The 14,693-nt window shown below is 59.9% G+C and carries 16 protein-coding genes, 1 rRNA gene and 1 riboswitch; of the genes, 15 read left to right on the top strand and 2 right to left on the bottom strand.

Features of this window, described 5'->3' with window-relative positions; all coding sequences use genetic code 11:
• The first annotated feature begins 190 nt into the window (after nt 1–190).
• A 5S ribosomal RNA gene (rrf, locus tag H7B90_RS13865) occupies nt 191–307 on the top strand.
• A 107-nt stretch (nt 308–414) separates the two neighbouring features.
• Here the strand turns inward: rrf and H7B90_RS13860 are convergent.
• Nucleotides 415–942 carry a transposase gene (locus H7B90_RS13860; RefSeq protein ID WP_185136482.1) on the bottom strand — a complete coding sequence of 176 codons (528 nt, stop codon included), beginning with the start codon at nt 940–942 and terminating at the stop codon, nt 415–417.
• A 138-nt stretch (nt 943–1,080) separates the two neighbouring features.
• On the opposite strand from H7B90_RS13860, the gene H7B90_RS13855 reads away from it, so the two are divergent.
• From H7B90_RS13855 to rsmI, 12 genes are all read left to right on the top strand, one after another.
• Nucleotides 1,081–1,266, top strand: coding sequence for a sigma factor G inhibitor Gin (locus H7B90_RS13855; protein ID WP_185136481.1), 186 nt, complete (start codon nt 1,081–1,083; stop codon nt 1,264–1,266).
• Nucleotides 1,267–1,412: 146 nt separating this feature from the next.
• Nucleotides 1,413–2,873 (top strand): aminotransferase class I/II-fold pyridoxal phosphate-dependent enzyme, encoded by a 1,461-nt coding sequence (locus tag H7B90_RS13850; protein WP_185136480.1) that lies wholly within the window; start codon nt 1,413–1,415, stop codon nt 2,871–2,873.
• Nucleotides 2,798–4,357 (top strand): glycan biosynthesis hexose transferase WsfD, encoded by a 1,560-nt coding sequence (gene wsfD / locus H7B90_RS13845; protein WP_185136479.1) that lies wholly within the window; start codon nt 2,798–2,800, stop codon nt 4,355–4,357. Before H7B90_RS13850 ends, wsfD begins: the two co-directional genes overlap by 76 nt.
• Before the next feature lie 22 nt (nt 4,358–4,379).
• A complete protein-coding gene (tmk, locus tag H7B90_RS13840; protein ID WP_185136478.1) occupies nt 4,380–5,027 on the top strand; it encodes a dTMP kinase in 648 nt (215 codons plus the stop codon).
• Nucleotides 5,028–5,111: 84 nt separating this feature from the next.
• Nucleotides 5,112–5,441 (top strand): cyclic di-AMP receptor DarA, encoded by a 330-nt coding sequence (darA, locus tag H7B90_RS13835; protein ID WP_185136477.1) that lies wholly within the window; start codon nt 5,112–5,114, stop codon nt 5,439–5,441.
• A 20-nt stretch (nt 5,442–5,461) separates the two neighbouring features.
• Nucleotides 5,462–5,905, top strand: coding sequence for a YaaR family protein (locus tag H7B90_RS13830; RefSeq protein WP_185136476.1), 444 nt, complete (start codon nt 5,462–5,464; stop codon nt 5,903–5,905).
• A gap of 14 nt (nt 5,906–5,919) precedes the next feature.
• Nucleotides 5,920–6,897, top strand: coding sequence for a DNA polymerase III subunit delta' (holB, locus tag H7B90_RS13825; protein WP_185136475.1), 978 nt, complete (start codon nt 5,920–5,922; stop codon nt 6,895–6,897).
• 3 nt (nt 6,898–6,900) lie between these two features.
• The gene (locus H7B90_RS13820) at nt 6,901–7,701 is read left to right on the top strand and encodes a PSP1 domain-containing protein (protein WP_185136474.1); all 801 of its coding nucleotides are present in this window, start codon (nt 6,901–6,903) and stop codon (nt 7,699–7,701) included.
• A 40-nt stretch (nt 7,702–7,741) separates the two neighbouring features.
• A complete protein-coding gene (gene yabA / locus H7B90_RS13815; RefSeq protein ID WP_185136473.1) occupies nt 7,742–8,113 on the top strand; it encodes a DNA replication initiation control protein YabA in 372 nt (123 codons plus the stop codon).
• A gap of 325 nt (nt 8,114–8,438) precedes the next feature.
• Nucleotides 8,439–9,395: an MraY family glycosyltransferase gene (locus tag H7B90_RS13810; protein ID WP_185136472.1), complete on the top strand. Its 957-nt coding sequence runs from the start codon at nt 8,439–8,441 to the stop codon at nt 9,393–9,395.
• A 168-nt stretch (nt 9,396–9,563) separates the two neighbouring features.
• Complete coding sequence (locus H7B90_RS13805; RefSeq protein ID WP_185136471.1) at nt 9,564–10,400, top strand: tRNA1(Val) (adenine(37)-N6)-methyltransferase; 837 nt, start codon at nt 9,564–9,566, stop codon at nt 10,398–10,400.
• Nucleotides 10,397–11,338: a 16S rRNA (cytidine(1402)-2'-O)-methyltransferase gene (rsmI, locus tag H7B90_RS13800; RefSeq protein ID WP_185136470.1), complete on the top strand. Its 942-nt coding sequence runs from the start codon at nt 10,397–10,399 to the stop codon at nt 11,336–11,338. The genes H7B90_RS13805 and rsmI overlap by 4 nt, the downstream gene beginning before the upstream one ends.
• A gap of 177 nt (nt 11,339–11,515) precedes the next feature.
• Here rsmI and H7B90_RS13795 read toward each other — a convergent pair whose 3' ends face one another.
• Nucleotides 11,516–11,767, bottom strand: coding sequence for an AbrB/MazE/SpoVT family DNA-binding domain-containing protein (locus H7B90_RS13795; protein ID WP_512699113.1), 252 nt, complete (start codon nt 11,765–11,767; stop codon nt 11,516–11,518).
• 352 nt (nt 11,768–12,119) lie between these two features.
• On the opposite strand from H7B90_RS13795, the gene H7B90_RS13790 reads away from it, so the two are divergent.
• Together H7B90_RS13790 and H7B90_RS13785 are read left to right on the top strand one after the other, a co-directional pair.
• Entirely contained in the window at nt 12,120–13,412 is a 1,293-nt protein-coding gene (locus H7B90_RS13790) for an HD domain-containing protein (RefSeq protein ID WP_185136468.1), read from the top strand.
• A 66-nt stretch (nt 13,413–13,478) separates the two neighbouring features.
• Nucleotides 13,479–14,252, top strand: a complete 774-nt coding sequence (locus H7B90_RS13785; RefSeq protein WP_185136467.1) for a TatD family hydrolase — start codon at nt 13,479–13,481, stop codon at nt 14,250–14,252.
• Between the two features lie 178 nt (nt 14,253–14,430).
• Nucleotides 14,431–14,643: riboswitch (cyclic di-AMP (ydaO/yuaA leader) on the top strand.
• Nucleotides 14,644–14,693 lie beyond the last annotated feature (50 nt).

Below are 14,693 nucleotides of genomic sequence, written 5' to 3'. Positions count from 1 at the left end.
CGGGGTGGAAGCGCGGCAACGTGTGCAGCTGACGAGTACTAATCGGTCGAGGGCTTATCCAAATAAGCCAGCACAGGGTTGATGATTCTAACACGCATAAACGTTTCGTATCCGGTTATCAGGGTGTAAGCAGCAACCGTTATCCAGCGACGCTCGTCGTGGTCGGTTGTCGGCAAACCTTGAATACTTGTCCGGTGATGATGGCAGAGGGGTTCCACGCGTTCCCATCTCGAACACGACCGTTAAGCCCTCTAACGCCGATGGTACTTGGACCGCAGGGTCCTGGGAGAGTAGGAAGTCGCCGGGCAAACAGGAAGAGGAGTTCCTTCGGGAGCTCCTCTTCTTCGTTATTATTTTCAAACAAGAAGAGAAACAAAAAAACATCCCGGCGAACGGGATGCGTGATTAAGCTTCTTATCGATGGTAGTAGGACACTTCCTTCGCCTCGAGCCGGATGACGCCGTCTCCCTTCTCGCGCCACGTGCGCAGAAGCAAGGTTAAACGGGGGGCGATCAGCCAGAAGTGCCAATACGTCATCGCGACGAGCAGCGCGGCGTTCGCCCAAGGGTAGAACAGCCCGGCGAAGCAGCAGCCGACGAGCAGCAGGTGCAGGTGCAGCCGGCGGAAGAGGGACAGGTTCGTATCCATGATCGGCAGCGGACCGATCCACGGCAGCTCGAACCGGAAGGCCCAGCGCCTCTCGGAAGGCTCGTCCACGCGCCGGAGCGTGAGCCGCAGCACGACGGCGTGAACGACCAGCATGAGCAGCAGGCCGACGACGGCATAGAGCAGGCCCATCCAACCGTACAGCACCCCGATCACGGCTACTCCCATAAGGGCGGTCGTCAGATGGCTATACTTCATCTCCGGACGGAGAGCGATCTTCCGCACCAGCTTATAATGATAGATCGTGGCTTCGCGTTCTTGCGTAGATTCCGTCATTGCGCGTTTCTCCTCGGCCATACTCCTTCTGATTTTTACTATCGGCGTTATGAAGAGCGAATGTTATGTTTTTCATGTATATTTTCATAGAATTTGCCCCATACTGAAGCTATAAGAGTCTGGAAGGCGGGGATGGCGATGGATCAAGAAGGGACGAGAACTTGCATGGTCTGCGGCCAGCCGAAGGAAGAAGGCATTCAGATCGTAACCGAATTCATCTGTACCTCTTGCGAATCCGAGATGGTCAACACCAAAGTGGAAGACGAGAGATATCCGTTCTTCGTTCGTCAGCTTCGGCAGCTGTGGGTCCGATTCCATGCTTAACGCTCCCTCAGCGGGGATTCGGGAATCCTCTGTCCGATGCCGCCGTCAGTTCCGTTATCCGCGGGACTGGCGGTTTTTCTTTGACGTCCCGCCTGCTCTGGTATAATAGACCGTAATACGATACCGGAACAGAGGATGATGGGAAAATGCCGCTAGACGCCGAACGGGCCCCCTTGTATGAAGCGTTGGCGAGACGCGCCGGGAACAACCCGGCCGCCTTCCACGTGCCCGGACATAAGCAGCGCGCCGAGTGGACCGCCGCCGTCGGCGACGCGTCTCGCCGGTTCGCGGAGCTGCTGCCGCTGGACGTGACGGAGCTGCCGGATACGGACGACCTGCACCATCCGGAGGGAGTCATCGCGGAAGCGGAGGCTCTGGCCGCGGATTGCTTCGGAGCGGAGGAGACCCGGTTCCTGGTCGGAGGAAGCACGGCCGGCAATCTGGCGATGATTCTGGCCGTCTGCCGCCCTGGAGAGCTGCTCCTCGTACAGCGCAACGTACATAAATCGGTCATTCACGGCCTTATGCTGTCGGGCGCCAGGACCGTCTTCCTCCCGCCTGCGATCGATCCCGGCTCAGGGCTTGCGATCGCTCCCTCCGCGGATACGGTGCGGGAGGCGCTGCGCCGCCATCCCGACGCGAAGGGGCTGCTGCTCGCCAATCCGAACTATTACGGGATGAGCGTCGAGCTTGCCCCGATCGTGCGGGAGTCCCACGCGATGGGCATCCCGGTCCTGGTGGACGAAGCGCACGGCCCGCATTTCGGACGGCATTCGGCATTTCCCGAGAGCGCACTGCAGGCGGGAGCCGACATCGTGGTTCAATCGGCGCACAAGATGCTGTCGGCGATGACGATGGGCGCCTATCTGCATATGCAGGGAGACCGGGTATCTCGGGCGTCGATTCGGCAATACTTGCGAATGATACAAAGTTCCAGCCCTTCCTACCCCATTCTGGCCTCGCTCGACCTCGCCCGGCGCGAACTGCATGCGAGGAAGGAAGAAGCGTTCGCGGAAGCGCTCCGGACGGCGGGCGAGATCCGCGCCGTATTGGCCGACAGCGCGTATGGCATCGTCCCCGCCGGACCGCACGTCCGGATCGATCCGCTGAAGCTGACGCTGTTCGATGCGAGCGGGACGCTGGACGGCTTCCGTCTTCAAGCCGAACTGGAGAAGCACGGCTGCTCCGCCGAGATGGCCGACGACCGCTACGTCGTTCTGGCTCTCGGGACCGGATCGCGCCCCGAGGACGGAAGGAGGCTGCTCGCCGCGCTGGAGAAGATCGCGGTCAAATACGAGCTGCGGGACCCGCAGCCGAATCTTATCTTCAGAGCCCTTCCCGCCTACCCCGAGGAGATCCCGGAACCGGTCGTCCTGAGCCGCGGAGCGGAGACGGAGGATTCCGAACCGGTACCGCTGGAGGAGGCGGAGGGCCGAGTGTCCGCCGAGTGGATTATCCCGTACCCGCCGGGAATCCCCGCGCTCTACCCCGGCGAGACCATTACTCCCGCGATCATCCGGGAGCTTCATCAATGGCGGAAGCAGGGAGCCCGCATCCAGGGAGCCGAGGACGGCACGCTTGGAACGGTGCGGGTGGCAAGAAGCTAAGCGGAGTACAAGCCGACGACGAGGAGGAAGCCGAGATTCGTACGATAGCGGATGTTCGCAAGCCGATCGCATGGGTGTGCGTTCTGGCGGCGGGCGTGCTCATTATGGTTCTGATTCTGATTCCTCCGGTCGTCGGGGTGGCCGACAACGGGGACTTCTCGCGCGTCATGGGCGTATCCGGCATAGCCCCCTTGCATCCGAACGAACCGTATGCGGAACGATACTTCGCCTACGCCCAAGCCGATTATGCCTACGGAGGCTATACGCAGGGCGGCTACGTCTCCACCCATATCCTCCTCGTGGCGATATCCGGATGGATCTCGCGCCTCTTCAACGCCTCCCATTACGACATCCGCTACCTGGGAGTCTGCTACCTCGCCCTTCTGTTGACGGCGATCGCCTTGATCGTCCGGCATTCCCCGGCGTTCGCCGGCAAGCGGGCGACGGCCGTTCTGGCGTCGATTCTTGGCGGCGTCTTCGTCTGGATCTTCGCGGACATCGGGTACGTCGCCTACTTCCATTCGTTCTTCGGCGAGCCGTACGCGCTCGTCGGCATGCTCCTCGCGGTGTCCTCGGCGCTGGCTTCCGCGGAGAAGCCGTCCGGCGGCTTGCTCGCGCTGTTCACGGCGGCGGCGCTGGCGGTCGCGACGGCCAAGATCCAGAACGCGCCGCTCGGCTTCGTGTTCGGCCTGCTCGCCTGGCGGCTCGCGGCGCTGCGTCCGGACGACCGGAGCTGGCGCCGCCGGACGCTCGCGTGCGCGGGCATTCTGGCGCTCGGCTCCGCGATTATGCTGGTCGCCGCCCCTAACCGTTTGGTGCATACGAACCTGTACCAGTCGATCTTCTACGGCGTGCTTAAAGATTCTCCCGATGTCGCTTCCGATATGCGGGAGCTTGGCATCCCCGAGAAGTATGCGGGGCTCGCGGGAACCAATTATTTTCAGAAAAACACGGTGATTCCCCAGAGAGATCCGACGCTGAGGCGGGAAGTGCTTGAGAAGCTCGGCCACAAGGATATCGCGCTGTTCTATCTGAAGCATCCGGACCGGTTCGTCGCCAAGCTGAAGAGAGCCGCCGAGAGCGGATCGATGGTTCGCCCCTATTACCTGGGAAATTTCGAGAAGGAAGCGGGCAAGAAGCCGGGAACGCTAAGCTATCGGTTCAGCTCGTGGAGCGAATGGAAGCACCGGCACTGGCCCCGTTCGCTCGCGGGATTCGCCCTCTTCTTCTTCGCATACTTGGCGATCGCGGCCGTATGGCGGCTTCGGACCCGTTCGCGGGGGGTGCGGTTCGCGCTCGAGACGCTGGCCGTCGTCGCCTTCGCGGGGCTGTTCTCGTTCGTCATTCCGCTTATCGGGGACGGGGAGGCCGATCTGGGCAAGCATTTGTTTATGTTTAACGTCTGCTTTGATATGATGGTAGTAAGCGTCTTATTCGGCGCCGCGTATGGATGCGTTCGGTTGATATATACACGCAAGGGGTAATAGAGCGGAAGGAGCAAGTCGGGTGTCCAAGGGATTGTTCATCACGATCGAAGGCGGAGAAGGCACGGGGAAAACGACGCTGATCTCGACGCTGCAGAAGCGGTTCGCGGATGCGGGACGCGAGGTTATGTTCACGAGGGAGCCGGGGGGAATTCCGATCGCCGAAGCGATCCGGGCGATCGTCCTCGGGCGCGAGAATACGGCGATGGACGCGCGCACGGAGGCGCTGCTGTACGCGGCGGCGCGGCGGCAGCACTTGGCCGAGAAGGTGCTCCCGGCGCTCGGGCGGGGAACGACGGTCGTCTGCGACCGGTTCGTCGACAGCAGCCTGGCGTATCAGGGCTATGCCCGCGGGCTCGGCATCGAGGAGGTCGGACAGATCAACCGCTTCGCGACGGAGGGCATCGAGCCGGATCTGACGCTGTATCTGGATCTCGATCCGGAAGTCGGCCAGGCGCGTATCCATGCCAACGGATCGCGGGAGGTCAACCGGCTCGACGTGGAAGGCATGGCGTTCCACCGGCGCGTTCGGGAAGGGTACCGGCTGATCGCCGGCCGCAATCCCGGACGGATCGTGACGCTGGACGCTTCGAAGCCGGCGGATGAGGTCGCCGCGGAAGCATGGGCGATCGTGTCGGCCAAGCTGAGCGAAGGCGCAAGCCAAGAGTAGCGCGAAGAATAGAGGAATTTTCCGGTATGGCGTCTAATTATATAAAGTAGGAACCGATTCCCGATACTGAAGGAGGACAAGCGAATGAAATTGATCATTGCGGTCATTCAGGACAAGGACAGCAACCGGCTATCGAACGCGCTGATCAAGGAAGGCTTCCGCGCCACGAAGCTGGCGAGCACCGGGGGATTCCTGCGGGCGGGCAACACCACGTTTCTGATCGGAATCGAGGATGAACGCGTCCAGCAGGTGCTCGACGTCATTCGCGCCAATTGCAAGGTTCGGGATCAACTGGTCACTCCCGTCTCGCCCGTCAGCGGCGCGGCGGATTCGTATATTCCGTTCCCGGTCGAGGTTCAGGTCGGAGGCGCCGCCGTATTCGTGCTCCCGGTCGAACGATTCGAACATTTCTAACGAAGCTGCGGTGATGAATCGTGAAGATCCAACCTGGCTACCCTCCGCTGAACAAGACCGTTCAGCGGAGCGATTCCCCGCCTAGGCAGGCTCCGGCCCAGACGTTCGGGGACTTCTTGCAGCATCAGGAAGAGGGCCGCAGCATGGAGGAGCTCCAGCGCAAGCTGGAGGATATCCGGCTGCAGGGCGATCGGCTGATGCGCTCGCTTACCGTCCGGGAGCTGAAGCTGTACCGGATGATGGTCAAGAGCTTCCTGGAGGATACCCTTCGGCGGGGAATCAAGCTGAAGGAGACCCGGGGCTGGGACAAGCGCGGGAGAGGCAAGAGATACAAGATTCTCGAGGAAGTCGACGCCCTTCTCGTCGCGATGGGCGAAGAGCTGCTGCAGAGCGAGGAAGGACGGATCGAGCTTCTGGAGAAGGTCGGGGAGATTCGCGGCCTTCTTATTAATTTGGTTTTCTAGGAGTGTATGGATCGATGGCGTTACGCGACGTTCCCGCCCAACCGCGCGCCCGCACCTTGCTGCAGAACGCGATCCGCTCCCGCAAGGTGGCGCATGCTTACCTGTTCGCGGGTCCGTCCGGAAGCGGCCGGCGCGCCATGGCGCAGGCGTTCGCGCAGACCCTGTTCTGCGAGAGGCAGGAAGCGGACGCCTGCGGGGAATGCCTGCAGTGCCGCAAGGTGATGCACGGGAACCATCCCGATCTCCACGTGATCTCGCCGGACGGCTCGAGCGTCAAGATCGAGCAGATCCGCGAGCTGCAGAGGGAGCTCTCCTATCGGACCGCGGGAGCGGGCAGGAAGGTATATATAATAGAAGGTTCGGAGACGATGACGGTCCAGGCGGCCAACAGCCTGCTCAAGTTCCTGGAGGAGCCGCCGTCGCCCGTCGTGGCGATTCTGATCGCGCCGAGCGCGCAGTCGATGCTGCCGACCATTCTCTCGCGCACCCAGCTTGTCCCCTTCGTCCCGGGGGATCCGCAGGAGCTCGAGCGGGCGCTGGTCGAGGAAGGCAAGCCTCCGCTGCTGGCCCGGACGGCGGTCCATCTCGCTTCCGGACTCGAAGCGAGCCGGGCGCTGGCCGAAGAGAATTGGTTTGCAGAAATTCGGAACGTAGTGATACAATTAGGCAAGGAGATGCCGTCCCGGTTCCCTGCCGTTCTGCTCACCGCGCAACAGCAGGTCTTCAAGACGGATCTCTCGGAACATATAGACACCTTGTTGCAGATGCTTGCCTTGTGGTATAGAGATATGATTTACGTCATGACCGGTCGGGAGAAGAGAATGGTGTTCTCCGATCAGGCGGATTGGATCGCCAAGAACGCCTGGAGCCGCAGCATGGACAGCTGGGTCAGGGCGATGGAACTGGCGCTGACCGCGGCTAGGCGCATCAAGGCGAATGTGCAGCCGCAGTTGGCCCTGGAGCAATTTCTGGTGAACTCGCGGGAGGGGTAGATTTTGTACGATGTTGTCGGCGTCCGCTTTAAGAAGGCGGGCAAAGTCTATTATTTCGACCCCGCCGAGCACCCGGTATCCAAGGATCAGCACGTTATCGTGGAGACGGCCAGAGGCGTCGAGTACGGCACCGTCGTCATCGGACCGAAGACGGTCGGAGAGTCCGACGTCGTCCTGCCGCTGAAGAAGGTCATCCGGGTAGCGGGAGATAACGACGCCCGCGCCGTCGAGGAGAACCGCAACGCGGCGAAGAACGCCTTCGCGATCGGACTGCAGAAGATTCGGGACCATCAGCTCAAGATGAAGCTGGTGGACGTGGAATACACGTTCGACCGGAACAAGATCATCTTCTACTTCACGGCCGAAGGGCGCGTCGACTTCCGGGAGCTGGTGAAGGATCTCGCCGGCGTCTTCCGGACCCGCATCGAGCTGAGGCAGATCGGCGTGCGCGACGAGGCCAAGATGCTGGGCGGAATCGGGCCGTGCGGGCGCATTCTATGCTGCTCGTCGTGGCTCGGGGACTTCGAGCCCGTCTCTATCAAGATGGCGAAGGATCAGAATTTGTCGCTGAATCCGACGAAGATATCGGGGTTATGCGGACGGTTGATGTGCTGCCTGAAGTACGAGCACGACAATTACGAGAGCGCGAGGGAAGAGATGCCTGCCGTCGGCAAGTTCGTCGTCACTTCCTTCGGCGAAGGCAAGGTCGTCGGCCTCAACATCGGCAGTCGCATGGTACATGTCCAATTATTCGACCTCGGCAAAGTCAAAGAACTGTCTTTTGAAGACGTTGTGGTCAAATAACCGTCTCGACACAACCTGATGCTTGAGGTGTAAGTTGTAGATGAACGATATTTTCCTTCGCGTGGATGAACTCGAATCGCAGCTGGGCCAGATGCATTCCGACTTCGGCGAACTGAAGCTGAAGATCAAGGAACTGCTCGAAGAGAATCAACGGCTTCGGATCGAGAACCAGCAATTGCGCAAAGTATTGAAGCGTGAGACGACAGCGGAGGCGCCGGCGCTTGGCGAGGCGACGGAAGAACCGGCCGCCGCCAAGACCCAGGACAAGGAGGCGCTCGCCGTCGCTGTCGGGGAAGGTTACGATAATTTGGCCCGCCTCTATCATGAAGGGTTTCATATTTGCAACGTTTATTACGGACATCTGCGGATGGAAGGCGATTGCCTGTTCTGCTTATCGTTCCTCAGCAAGTAAGGTGATAAAGGTCCGCCGTTCCCCGTTCTGGGAGAACGGCTTTTTTTATTCGCTGACGGACTCTCGGCATGGGGGGAATTCGGAAATCGTAAGCTTAGTTCATCGTTCCAATCCGAATCCCATGGCTCCGGTCCCCGTCGAAATGGGAACCAGGCGCAAATCAAACGCAATTCAAGCGCACCTATAGAAGCTCCGCTACGCCTCCGTTGACAATGTCAAACTTTACCGAATACAATCGAAGAAGCGAATACCGCCTTCGCCGCGATCATCGCGATCATCGCGGTCATCTCGATCATTCGATCCTATGAAGCGAAAGGAGCCGAAGATGATTTATTTTCTAGCCTTCGCGCTTGCCTGTTCAATCGTTCTCGTCCTCATTCCTCCATTGAAGAAGTTCGCGCTTCGAATCGGCTTCGTGGACAAGCCCCGATCCGACAGCTCGCGCAAGATACATAGGGAACCGATCCCGCTGACCGCAGGCCTCGCGATCTTCGCCGCCTTCTCGGCCGTCTACCTGCTCTTCATCCGCGATTCGTGGCAGCAGACCGCGGCCATCCTCGGCGGCGGCGCCCTGGTGCTGGCGATCGGTCTGGTCGACGACTGGTTCAAGACGAACGGGCGCGAGTTCCCGGCGCTGCCCAAGTTCGTCGTCCAGATGTCGGCGGCCGTTCTGGTCTACGCCTCCGGCATCGTGTTCGCCGGCTTCGAGAACCCGGTGAACGGCGCTTACGTCGTACTGCCCGGGTGGCTGTCCTTCCTGTTCACCGTCCTCTGGATCTTCGGGGTGACGACGGTCATCAACTTCTCCGACGGAATGGACGGGCTGGCCGGCGGTCTGTCCGCCATCTCGGGCGGCACCCTGCTCGTCGTCGCGTTGGTCATGGGGCAGCAGGGCTCGGCGATGATGGCCGTCATCACGGTCGGCGTCTCCATCGGCTACCTGTTCTACAACCGCCCTCCGGCGAAGGTGTTCATGGGCGACGCGGGGGCGACGTATCTGGGCTTCATGCTCGGCGTCGTCGCGCTGGACGGGGCGTTCAAGCAGGCGACGCTGCTCTCCCTGTTCATCCCGATTCTCGCCATCGGCGTGCCGATTCTCGACAACCTCCGGGTCGTCGTCGTCCGGCTCCTGAAGGGCGTTCCGATCTACCAAGCCGACACGTCCCAGGTTCATTACCGGCTTCTGGCGACGGGCATGAAGCCGGTGCAGGTCGTCTCGTTCCTCTACCTGCTGCACGTCTGCTTCGGCTTGTTCTCCATCGTGCTGCTGCTGGCGCAATAATCGATTCCAGGTATCGGGGCCCCTCGTCTTCCGGGACGACGGGGTCTGTTTGCGCTGAGAGCCGAAGTCTTCGGCAGCCATAGACGGATACCGGGTGCATGTGCAATCGGTTCGCAAATCAAGTAAGCTTAAGAGAGACCAATTCGGGATAGGATGGATGGATAAGGAATGCCGCATACCACGAATCTGCAGCCGGGCGAGCGCTTGGACGATCTGCTGACCTACGAGTTGAAAATCATCCAGAGCCCCGAGGTATTCAGCTTCTCCCTCGATGCGGTACTGCTCGCCCGGTTCGCGGGCGTTCCGCCGCGCGGCCGGGTCCTCGATCTGTGCACCGGCAACGGGGTGATCCCGCTGCTCTTGACTACCCGCACGGAAGCGCGTATCGACGGGGTCGAGATTCAGCCCCGGCTGGTCGACATGGCCCGGCGGAGCGTCGGCCTGAACGGGCTGTCGGACCGGGTCTCGATCGTCGAGGGCGACTTGAAGGAATACGCCAGCCCCGAAGGGGCATACGACGCCGTGACGGTGAACCCGCCTTATATGCCGGTTCGTTCGGGTGAGCATAAGGAGAATCCGCACCTGGCGATGGCGCGGCACGAGATCGGCTGCACGCTCGAAGACGTGACGGCGGCGTGCTCCCGGCTCGTCCGCCGAGGGGGTAGGGTGTCGATGGTTCATCGGCCTTCCCGCCTCGCCGACATCATCGAGTCGATGCGGCGCCACGCGCTGGAGCCGAAGCGGATTCGCTTCGTGCATTCCCGCGCGGATACGGAAGCGAACATGGTGCTGATCGAGGCGCTGAAGGAAGGGAAGCCGGAGATTCGGCTGCTCCCTCCCTTGATCGTCTATAAGAAGGAAAGGCAATATACGCAGGAGCTGCTGGACGTGTTCTACGGACGCAAGGGGGAATTGGCGGACGTCGGCGCGGAAGCGGCGGAGCCGCGCGGCGAGGAACTGCGCGACGGAGAGCAGCGAAGCGAAAGGAAGGGGGACGACGAATGAGCGGGTCGAATCGCGAACAGGAACCATCCCAGGTGACCGTGCAGAAGAGCTTCGCTCCCCGGGAGAAGCCCGGAACGCTCTATCTGGTCGCCACTCCGATCGGCAATCTGGAGGACATGACGTTCCGGGCCGTCCGGACGCTGCGCGAGGTCGATCTCATCGCCGCCGAGGACACGCGGCAGTCGCGCAAGCTGCTGTCGCACTTCGAGATCGCCAAGCGGCTCGTCAGCTACCACGAGCATAACAAGGACGCGAGCGGGCCGGAGCTTATCCGGCTTCTGCAGGAGGGCCTGAGCATCGCCCTCATCAGCGACGCCGGCCTGCCCGCGATCTCGGACCCCGGCGCGGATCTCGTCGCCGAAGCCGTCGCCCAAGGCATCCCGGTCGTGCCGATCCCGGGAGCGAACGCGGCCTTGTCGGCGCTCATCATGTCCGGCCTGCCGACGGACCGGTTCCTGTTCGCGGGCTTCCCGCCCCGCGACCGCAAGGGGCTCGCCCGGTTCCTCGACGCCATCGGCTCCGAACCGGGAACGATCCTCCTCTATGAAGCCCCGCATCGGCTGAAGAAGACGCTGTCGGCGCTCGCCGCCAAGTGGGGCCATCGCCGGGTGGCTATCGTCCGCGAGCTGACGAAGCGGCACGAGGAAGCGATCCGGGGAACGGCGCAGGCTTGCGCCGATTACCTGGAGGAGCATCCGCCGCTCGGAGAGTGCTGTATTATAATAGAAGGAACTGGCGGGAACGAGCCCGCGAAGGCCGATTCCGACGCGGATTCCGGCGGTTCGGAGAGCTGGTGGTCGAGCTTGCCGCTTCATGCGCACGTGAAGCATTACGAGGAAGCGGGACACCCGCGCAAGGAAGCGATGAAGCTCGCCGCGAACGACCGCGGACTGTCCCGCCGCGACGTATACCAGGCACTGCTCGGGGAAGAACAATAAGGAGAAGGCCGGTCCGGTTCATGCCGGTCCGCTTCGGCGACAACGAAGCTGGAAGCGAAGTTCCGCGAATGACAAAAAAATCCCTCCCGGGAACAGCTCGGGAGGGTTGCAAGGAGATATAAAAAGGTTAGAATTAACAATTGGTAGACTTCGTTTTCTATTATAGCACACTTTTCTTTAATTTGTCACAGGTGAAGGTAAATCCTTCAAACAATCTCTGCAAACAATTTTGCCTTTGAAGTAAACGACGCTCTCCGCGTTGCCGCAGAAGATGCAGGCGGGCTCGTACTTCTTCAGCATGATGCGCTCCCCGTCCACGTAAATCTCGAGTGCGTCCTTCTCCCCGATGCCGAGCGTGCGGCGCAATTCGATCGGAATGACCACCCGTCCCAGCTCGTCGACCTTGCGTACAATTCCCGTAGATTTCATCATTTGGAAACTCCCTCTTTTCAGGTTAAAATGAAAATCAAAAAGTACAGCATCCAGGAATGCGAAGAATGCGAATTGTAATTTCGTCATCATTCGACAAAATTCTCTAATTTCCGATTTCTATCATACCAACCATTCCCAAATAAGTCAACAGCGCCAATAAGACAATTTTACAAAAAAAAGCCCATTTATGCGGATTAATGAGGAAGATTTAAGAACAAAGAGGGGTTCCACATGCGATAGAGCGGCAAAAGGGCCTGTTTTATTAAACGACATTATTCGACAATAGTTTCGGGATGTTTGTCGAATAATATTGTCGAATCCCGGAATATACCGTTGGAGGTGCGACTCAATGTTTCGACCCTTGGAGGAAGAGAAGGTATTCAAAGACCCGGTGCATCATGCCGTCTACGTCCAGGACGACACGATCTGGAAGCTCATCAACACGCCGGAGTTCCAGCGGCTGCGGAGAATTCGCCAGCTCGGCACGACGTACCTGACGTTCCATGGAGCGGAGCACAGCCGGTTCTCCCATTCGCTCGGCGTCTACGAGATCACGCGCAAGATCATCAACCAATTTGAGCGTAATAGATACAAGGATTGGCCGCAAGAGGAAAAATTGGTAAGTTTATGCGCTTCTTTGTTGCATGATGTCGGACACGGTCCCTTTTCCCACGCTATCGAACACGTGTTCCGGACCGATCACGAGAAATGGACGTGCGACATCATCCTCGGCGACACGGCCATCCATCGGGTTCTGAAGGAAGTCGACGAGGACTTCCCCCGCAGAGTCGCCGACGTTATCCGCAAGACGTACGACAAGCCGATCGTCGTCAGCCTCGTATCCAGCCAGATGGACGCCGACCGGATGGATTACCTGCTTCGGGACGCCTACTTCACCGGGGTGAACTACGGCTCCTTCGATCTGGACCGCATTCTGCGCGTGCTTCGGCCGCATCAAGGGACGATCGTCGTCAAGGAGAGCGGCATGCACGCGGTCGAAGCGTACTTGATGGCCCGTTACCAGATGTATTGGCAGGTTTACTTCCATCCGGTGACGCGAAGCTCGGACATTCTGCTGCGTCAAATCTTCCGCAGGGCGGGAGAGCTGTATCGGGACGGCTACCGGTTCGGATTCCTTCTTCCGCAGCTTCGTCAATTGTTCGAAGGCGCTCTGACGGTGGCAGATTACCTGTCGCTTGACGACTCGACCGTCCAGACGGCGTTCGGCCAATGGATCCGGGAAGACGATCCTCTTCTCGCCGATCTGTGCCGCCGCTTCCTGAACCGTTGCCTCTATAAGTACATAACCCTGGAGAGCTGCGATTCGTCGTTCATCGACGAGCTGAAGCGGGAGTGGGCCCGGATCGGTCTGGATCCGGAGTACCATCTCGAGATGGACACGCCCGTCGATCTTCCGTACGATGTCTATAAGCCGGGCACGGGGACCGGCGGCAAGGACAAGCCGCCCATTCTTCTTCTCGACGAGAAGGACGGAATCGCGGAGATCTCCGGGAGATCCGAGATTATCCGGTCGATCGCCGGCCTGCACCAAGGGAAATACTACATCTATTACCCCCAGGAAGAGCTTCTGAAACGCGCGTCCGTCTTAAGACGGGAGACCCGGGAGCTATTCCATCTATAGAGCTATCGCGCGAAGCTAACGCGCAGAGCTAACGCGCGAACCGACAGAGAGGAGACGTTATCCGACATGCTAATCGACACGCACGCGCATCTGGATTCCCCGAAGTTCGACAGCGATCGCGAAGAGGTCATCGAGAGGGCGAGGGAAGCGGGAATCGACGCGATCGTCAACATCGGCTTCAACCGGGAGACGATCCCGACGACGATGGCTCTCGCCGAGAAGTATCCGTTCATCTACGCGGCCGTGGGCTGGCACCCGACCGACGCGATCGACATGAGGCTGGAGGAGGATCTGGCCTGGATCGAGAGTCTCTGTTCCCACCCGAAGGTGGTCGCGATCGGAGAGATCGGTCTCGATTACTACTGGGACACGTCCCCGAAGGACGTTCAGCATACGGTATTCCGCGAGCAGATCCGGCTCGCCAAGCGGATGAAGAAGCCGATCGTCATCCATAACCGAGACGCTCACGAGGACGTCGTCCGGCTGCTTCGCGAAGAGGGCGCCTCCGAGGTCGGCGGCATCATGCATTGCTTCTCCGGTAGCTGGGAGACGGCCAAATTATGCCTCGACATGAACTTCTATATCTCCTTCGGAGGGCCGGTCACGTTCAAGAACGCGAGGGTTCCGAAGGAGGTGCTGGCGAAGGTGCCGGACGACCGTCTGCTCATCGAGACGGACGCTCCTTATCTGGCTCCCCACCCCCATCGGGGGAAGCGGAACGAGTCCTCGTTCGTCCGTCTGGTGGCCGAGTCGGCGGCGGAAATAAAAGGGATTTCCGTGGAAGAAATTGCAAAATTAACGACGGAAAATAGCCGCCGCTGTTTGGGACTGACGAGATAAAACGCTTCCATAGCGAGGAAAATCGTTCTGTTCTCTGATAAAAGTGTTTTTCCTTGACGTTCAGCTTAGAATAAGCCCGTTTTTCCCGATAATCGGTCGATTTCGTCCGTTGACCCTTCTTTACACCGCCAGCGCCGAGAGGTTATCATCATCAACAAGAGTTTGAATATGGCATCCCTTTTCCAGTACGCTTAATCTCCGATGAGGAGAACGGGGGACCCGACGCGCGATGCGGAACTTGTCCGTCCGCCACGCGCGGCTGAGCAATCTTGGGGTGAATTCCGCCGACGCGGCCATCGATCGGATCCGATCGGGCGCCGAAGAAGCGGATAGGGCGACTCTCTTTGCCCGAACCCGACAGCTAACCTCGTAAGCGTGTTAGAGAGAGGTCACCTCGTGCTGCCCATTTCCCCATTCGTTACTCGAGCGGAAGCCACGAAC

Source organism: Cohnella xylanilytica, assembly GCF_014212175.1.
Taxonomy (GTDB): Bacteria; Bacillota; Bacilli; order Paenibacillales; family Paenibacillaceae; genus Cohnella; species Cohnella xylanilytica.
Note: the sequence above shows the minus strand (reverse complement) of the source record. Positions and strands in the feature narration are given on the sequence as shown.